Raw genomic sequence first — 6,727 nt, 5'->3', positions numbered from 1 at the left:
GCGTGACACCCGAGGAGATCCTGGCCGCCGACCGGGCGCACGTCTGGCACCCGTACGCGCCGCTGCCGCCGGAGACCCCGCCGTACGTGGTGGCCGGGGCCGAGGGGGTACGGCTGCGCCTGGCCGACGGCCGGGAACTGGTCGACGGCATGTCGTCGTGGTGGTCGGCGATCCACGGGTACCGGCATCCGGTGCTGGACGCGGCGGTCACCGACCAGCTCGGCCGGATGAGCCACGTGATGTTCGGCGGGCTGACCCACGAGCCGGCGGTGCGCCTGGCCCGGACCCTGGTCGAGCTGACCCCCGAGGGGCTGGAGCGGGTCTTCCTCTGCGACTCCGGCTCGGTCAGCGTCGAGGTGGCGGTCAAGATGTGCCTGCAGTACCAGCGGGCCACGGGCCGGCCGCAGCGGCGCCGGCTGGGCACCTGGCGGGGCGGGTACCACGGGGACACCTTCCACCCGATGAGCGTCTGCGACCCGGTCGGCGGGATGCACCACCTCTGGACCGACGTGCTGCCCCGGCAGGTGTTCGCCCCGCAGCCGCCGGACGGCTTCGACGTCCCGCCCGACCCGGCGTACTGCGCGGCGCTGGTCGAGGCGGTGGAGCGGCACGCCGACGAGCTGGCCGCGGTGATCGTCGAGCCGGTGGTGCAGGGCGCCGGCGGGATGCGCTTCCACCACCCGGAGTACCTGCGGGTGCTGCGCGAGGTGACCCGGGCGCACGGGATCCTGCTGGTCTTCGACGAGATCGCCACCGGCTTCGGCCGGACCGGGACGATGTTCGCCGCCGAGCACGCCGGGGTCACCCCGGACGTGCTCTGCCTGGGCAAGGCGCTCACCGGCGGATACCTGACCCTGGCCGCAGCGCTCTGCACCCCGGAGGTGGCCCGGGGGATCTCCGCCGACGGCGGGGTGCTGGCGCACGGCCCGACGTTCATGGGCAACCCGTTGGCGTGCGCGGTCGCGAACGCCTCCATCGGGCTGCTGCGGGCCGGGGACTGGGCCGGGCAGGTGTCCAGGGTGGGTACGGCGCTACGGGCCGGCCTGGAGCCGCTACGCGGCGCTGCCGGGGTGCGCGACGTGCGGGTGCTGGGCGCGATCGGCGTGGTCCAGCTCGACCATCCGGTGGACCTGCCGGCGGCCACGGCGGCGGCGGTGGCGGCGGGCGTGTGGCTGCGCCCGTTCCGCGACCTGGTCTACACCATGCCGCCGTACCTGACCGACGACGCGGACCTGGCCCGGCTCACGGCCGGGATCGCCGCGGCGGTGGCGGCCGGCTGAGCCGGCGACGCCGCGTCCCCGCCGCAGGGCGGGACGGCGACCGGTGCGGACCGGTGCGAGTGGATTCGACGACCGTGCCGCCGGCACGGGTGGGACCGTGAGCGGTGCCGCCGGTGGCGCGGGGAACTGGCGTGGGACGAGGGCCCCGTGCGGCCGTCGTGACTGAGAGAGGGGAACGGACCGATGGAGAGTTTCGGCAGCCGCCTGCACCGGGCAATGGCCGAGCGGGGCCCGCTCTGCGTGGGCATCGACCCGCATCCGGCGCTGCTGGCCCGGTGGGGGCTGCCCGACACGGTGACGGGGCTGGAGCGGTTCGCCCGGACCGTGGTGGAGGCCATCGGGGACCGGGTCGCGGTGGTGAAGCCGCAGTCGGCGTTCTTCGAGCGGTTCGGCGCCTCGGGCGTGTCGGTTCTTGAGTCAACTATCCGACAGTTACGAGATGTCGGCTCGCTCGTTCTGCTCGACGTCAAGCGCGGCGACATCGGTTCGACCGTCAGCGCGTACGCCTCCGCGTACCTCGATCCATCCAGCCCGCTGTATGTCGACGCGGTCACGGCGAGCCCCTACCTGGGCGTCGGCTCGCTGGCCCCGATGTTCGATCTGGCCGCCGCGCACGGCGGCGGCGTCTTCGTGCTGGCGCTCACCTCGAATCCCGAGGGGGCCTCGGTCCAACGGGCGGTCGGTCCCGACGGAAGGACCGTGGCGCAAACCGTAATTGACGAGATTTCCCAGCTCAACAGGGGTGCCGAGCCGCTCGGAAGTTTCGGGCTGGTGGTCGGGGCGACCATCGGCGAGACAGGGCACGACCTCTCCGCGGTGGGCGGTCCGCTGCTCGCGCCGGGGCTCGGCGCGCAGGGCGCCACGGCGGCGGACCTGCGGGTCGTCTTCGGCTCCAGCCTGCCCGCGGTGCTGCCGTCGTACTCCCGGGAGGTGCTCAACGCGGGTCCGGACGTCGCCGCGCTACGGGCTGCTGCCGACCGCGTACGGAGCGACTGCCGGGCCGTGTTGAGCCCTGTCGACTGACTGACGGCTCGGTCACTTTGCGTCGATGGGCGCGTGCCCACGTTGCCGAAAGCTCCGTTGACCGCTAGTTTTCCCCGCGCTGGGAACCACGGACCCCTTTGGTTTCCAGCGACACCATGTTTCACAGATGCGGCGGTGCGTCCCGCCCGTCGCGATAGGGACCTGAGGAGAACTGGTGCCGCTCCCGTCACTGACCCCTGAGCAGCGTGCAGCCGCGCTGGAAAAGGCTGCGGAGATCCGTAAGGCCCGTGCTGAGCTGAAGGAGCAGCTCAAGCAGGGCAAGACCACCCTCGCCGCCGTGCTCGACCGGGCCGAGGCCGACGACGTCGTCGGCAAGCTCAAGGTCTCGGCCGTCCTGCAGTCGATGCCGGGCATCGGCAAGATCCGGGCGACCCAGATCATGGAGAAGCTGAAGATCGCCGACAGCCGTCGCCTGCGTGGCCTCGGCGAGCAGCAGCGCAAGGCGCTGCTGGGAGAGTTCGCCGCGAACTGAGCCGCGACGCCGTGTAGAAACAAGCAGTGAGCACGGATGGCGAGACGCGCCCGGTGGCTCGGCTCACTGTCCTGGCCGGACCGTCCGGTACCGGCCGGGAGAGTGTGGTCGAGCTGGTCCGGGCGCGTTCTCCGTTCGTCTGGACGCCCGTTCCGGCGACCACCCGGCCCCGCCGTGACGGCGAGCTGGCCGGGATCGACCGGGTCTTCCTCGACCCGGCCGACTTCGACCAACTGGCCGGCTCCGGCGAGTTGCTGGAGTGGTCCCGGATCGGGCCGTACCGGCGGGGCACGCCCGTCGGGCCGGTGCGGGCCCGACTGCGTGCCGGTCAGCCGGTCCTGCTTCCGCTGGACCTGCCCGGGGCGGTACGGGTCCGCGCGGCCATGCCGGAGGAGGCCCGCCTGGTCCTCCTCCGGCCGCCCGGCTACCGCCCCGACCCGGCCGTCGCGGCCGTGCTCGACCACACCGTCCGGTACGACCGCACCGAGCAGGTCATCGACGAGCTGGTAGGCTTGCTCGGTTCTTCCGTTTCGGCTCCGGTCCGGCCCCTGCCGTCGGGCCAGCCCCGGCCGCCGGACTGACCGGGTCCCGCCCGTGCGGGTGCCGGTCGGCCATCCGGGTCGCGGGCGGAAGGGCAGCCGCCTCCGTGTGGCGCACCGGCCAGCCGCGTCCGCGCGGTCACCCTTGAGACGCAGAGGTTATTCGTGGGATCCATCGCCAACCCCGAAGGCATCACCAACCCGCCGATCGACGAGCTGCTCGACAAGACCACCTCGAAGTACGCGCTGGTCATCTTCGCCGCCAAGCGGGCCCGCCAGGTCAACGCCTACTACAGCCAGCTCGGTGAGGGCCTGCTGGAGTACGTCGGCCCGCTGGTGGAGACCACCCCCCAGGAGAAGCCGCTCTCGATCGCCATGCGCGAGATCAACGCCGGTCTGCTCACCGCCGAGCCGACCGACCAGCCGTAGTCCGCGCCGTCGGCACGCCGATGTCCGCTGGGATCGTCCTCGGGGTCGGCGGTGGCATCGCCGCCTACAAGGCCTGTGAGCTGCTGCGACTGTTCACCGAGTCGGGCCACCGGGTCCGGGTCGTGCCGACCGCCTCGGCCCTGCGCTTCGTCGGCGCGCCCACCTGGGCGGCGCTCTCCGGCCAGCCGGTCGCCGACGACGTCTGGTCCGACGTGCACGAGGTGCCGCACGTGCGGCTCGGCCAGCAGGCCGACCTCGTGGTCGTCGCGCCGGCCACCGCCGACCTGCTCGCCAAGGCCGCCCACGGCCTCGCCGACGACCTGCTCACCAACACCCTGCTGACGGCGCGCTGCCCGGTGGTGCTGGCCCCGGCCATGCACACCGAGATGTGGGAGCACCCGGCGACCGTCGCCAACGTGGCCACCCTGCGGGCCCGGGGGGTCGTGGTCATCGAGCCGGCGGTCGGCCGGCTCACCGGGGCCGACAGCGGCAAGGGCCGGCTGCCCGACCCGGCCGAGATCTTCGCGGTCGCCCGCCGGGCCCTCGCCCGGGGCGTCGCCGCCCCGGCCGACCTCGCCGGCCGGCACGTGGTGGTCACCGCCGGGGGGACCCGGGAGCCCCTGGACCCGGTCCGGTTCCTGGGCAACCGGTCGTCGGGCAAGCAGGGGTACGCCTTCGCCCGGTCGGCCGTCGCCCGGGGCGCCCGGGTCACCCTGGTCGCGGCGAACGTGACGCTGGCCGACCCGGCCGGCGTCGACCTGGTCCGGGTCGGCACCACCGAGGAACTGCGCGCGGCCACCCTGGCCGCCGCCGAGGACGCCGACGCGGTGGTGATGGCCGCGGCGCCGGCCGACTTCCGTCCGGCGGCGTACTCCACCGGCAAAATCAAGAAGTCGGACGCGGCAGCCCCTACGATCGAACTCGTCACCAACCCTGACATCGCCGCCGAGTGGGGCCGGCGTCGTCGACCGGAGCAGGTGCTGGTGGTGTTCGCCGCGGAGACGGGCGACGCCGAGGCCAACGGCCGGGCCAAGCTCGCCCGCAAGCGGGCGGACCTCATCGTGGTCAACGAGGTCGGCCCGGACAAGGTCTTCGGGGCCGACACCAACACGGCGACCGTCATCGGCGCGGACGGTTCGGTACACGACATGCCCGAACGGTCCAAAGAGGACTTGGCCGACGGTGTCTGGGACCTGGTGGTGGCCCGGTGGGCGGCACGTCCCGAAGGGTGACCGGATGCGGACCGTGCCAACGCTTTCGCGTTGCGGTGACTACACTTCCGCGGAACGACTTTTCCATACCTTAGGAGTGCCGTGACACGCCGCCTCTTCACGTCCGAATCGGTCACGGAAGGCCACCCGGACAAGATCGCCGACCAGATCAGCGACGGCATCCTGGACGCGCTGCTCGCTGAGGACCCGCGCAGCCGGGTCGCCGTGGAGACCCTGATCACCACCGGTCAGGTGCACGTCGCTGGTGAGGTGACCACCAAGGCGTACGCCGACATCCCGACCATCGTGCGCGAGACGATCCTGGACATCGGGTACGACTCGTCGAAGAAGGGCTTCGACGGGCTGTCCTGCGGGGTGAGCGTCTCGATCGGCGCCCAGTCCCCGGACATCGCCCAGGGTGTGGACAACGCCTTCGAGCTGCGGACCGGCTCGTCGGAGAGCGCCCTGGACGCGCAGGGCGCCGGTGACCAGGGCATGATGTTCGGCTTCGCCTGCTCGGAGACGCCCGAGCTGATGCCGTTGCCGATCGCGCTGGCGCACCGGCTGTCCCGGCGGCTCGCCGCCGTCCGCAAGGACGGCACCGTGCCGTACCTGCGGCCGGACGGCAAGACTCAGGTGACCATCGAGTACGAGGGGCTGCGCCCGGTTCGGCTCAACACGGTGGTGGTGTCGAGCCAGCACGCGGCCGACATCTCGCTGGAGTCGCTGCTCACCCCGGACGTGCGCGAGCACGTCATCGCCCCGGAGCTGGAGAGCCTCGGGCTGGACACCGAGGGCTACCGCCTGCTGGTGAACCCGACCGGCCGGTTCGAGATCGGCGGCCCGATGGGGGACGCCGGCCTGACCGGCCGGAAGATCATCGTCGACACCTACGGCGGGTACGCCCGGCACGGTGGCGGCGCGTTCTCCGGCAAGGACCCGTCGAAGGTGGACCGTTCGGCGGCGTACGCGATGCGGTGGGTGGCCAAGAGCGTGGTGGCCGCCGGTCTCGCCGAGCGCTGCGAGGCGCAGGTCGCGTACGCGATCGGCAAGGCCCACCCGGTGAGCCTGTTCATCGAGACCTTCGGCACCGAGACGGTGCCGGTGGCCTCGATCGAGAAGGCCGTCACCGAGGTCTTCGACCTGCGGCCCGCCGCGATCATCCGGGACCTCAACCTGCTCCGTCCGATCTACCGGCAGACCGCCGCCTACGGCCACTTCGGCCGTGAGCTGCCCGACCTGACCTGGGAGAACACCGACCGGGCCGCCGACCTCAAGTCGGCCGCGGGAGCCTGACCGGCACCAGGCGCAGCGACCGGCGACCCGCTGACGGGTCGCCGGTCGCTCGTGTCTGCGTGGACGTCCCCCTGCCTCACCTCGACCGGCTCTTCGACTACCTGGTGCCGGCCGACCTGGCCGACGACGCCGTGCCCGGCTGCCGGGTGAAGGTGCGCTTCGCCGGCCAACTCGTCGGCGGTTGGCTGCTGGAGCGGGTCGACGCCTCGACGTTCCAGGGCCGGTTGGAGTACCTGGAGAAGGTCGTCTCGCCGGTGCCGGTGCTGGCCCCCGAGGTGGCCCAACTGGCCCGCGCGGTCGCCGACCGGTACGCGGGCAGCCTCGCCGACGTGCTCCGCCTCGCCGTCCCGCCCCGGCACGCCCGGGTCGAGAAGGAGATCCTTTCCGCCCCGGCGGCCGACGACCCGCCGTCTCCGGCCGAGCCCACCCGCCCGGCCGAGCCCACCCGCCCGGCCG

At 72.9% G+C, this 6,727-nt stretch carries 8 protein-coding genes; all 8 read left to right on the top strand.

The annotated features are described in order from the left end of the window. Window positions 1–2: 2 nt before the first annotated feature. Complete coding sequence (locus AWW66_RS30765; RefSeq protein WP_067373947.1) at window positions 3–1,280, top strand: adenosylmethionine--8-amino-7-oxononanoate transaminase; 1,278 nt, start codon at window positions 3–5, stop codon at window positions 1,278–1,280. 183 nt (window positions 1,281–1,463) lie between these two features. Next, window positions 1,464–2,303, top strand: coding sequence for an orotidine-5'-phosphate decarboxylase (gene pyrF / locus AWW66_RS30760; RefSeq protein WP_067373944.1), 840 nt, complete (start codon window positions 1,464–1,466; stop codon window positions 2,301–2,303). 175 nt (window positions 2,304–2,478) lie between these two features. Continuing rightward, a complete protein-coding gene (gene mihF, locus AWW66_RS30755) occupies window positions 2,479–2,796 on the top strand; it encodes an integration host factor, actinobacterial type (protein WP_067373941.1) in 318 nt (105 codons plus the stop codon). 26 nt (window positions 2,797–2,822) lie between these two features. Continuing rightward, complete coding sequence (locus tag AWW66_RS30750; protein ID WP_067373938.1) at window positions 2,823–3,377, top strand: nucleoside/nucleotide kinase family protein; 555 nt, start codon at window positions 2,823–2,825, stop codon at window positions 3,375–3,377. Between the two features lie 123 nt (window positions 3,378–3,500). After that, entirely contained in the window at window positions 3,501–3,764 is a 264-nt protein-coding gene (gene rpoZ / locus AWW66_RS30745) for a DNA-directed RNA polymerase subunit omega (RefSeq protein WP_067373935.1), read from the top strand. A 20-nt stretch (window positions 3,765–3,784) separates the two neighbouring features. After that, a complete protein-coding gene (gene coaBC / locus AWW66_RS30740; protein ID WP_067373932.1) occupies window positions 3,785–4,996 on the top strand; it encodes a bifunctional phosphopantothenoylcysteine decarboxylase/phosphopantothenate--cysteine ligase CoaBC in 1,212 nt (403 codons plus the stop codon). 81 nt (window positions 4,997–5,077) lie between these two features. Next, on the top strand, window positions 5,078–6,271 hold the full coding sequence (metK, locus tag AWW66_RS30735) for a methionine adenosyltransferase (RefSeq protein WP_067373929.1): 1,194 nt from the start codon (window positions 5,078–5,080) through the stop codon (window positions 6,269–6,271). A gap of 59 nt (window positions 6,272–6,330) precedes the next feature. Continuing rightward, window positions 6,331–6,727: primosomal protein N' family DNA-binding protein (locus AWW66_RS30730; protein ID WP_483819092.1), on the top strand; the 397-nt coding region annotated here is incomplete at its 3' end.

The organism is Micromonospora rosaria (assembly GCF_001567585.1).
In the GTDB taxonomy this organism is placed as follows: domain Bacteria; phylum Actinomycetota; class Actinomycetes; order Mycobacteriales; family Micromonosporaceae; genus Micromonospora; species Micromonospora rosaria.
This window is presented reverse-complemented; position numbering and strand designations above follow the sequence as displayed.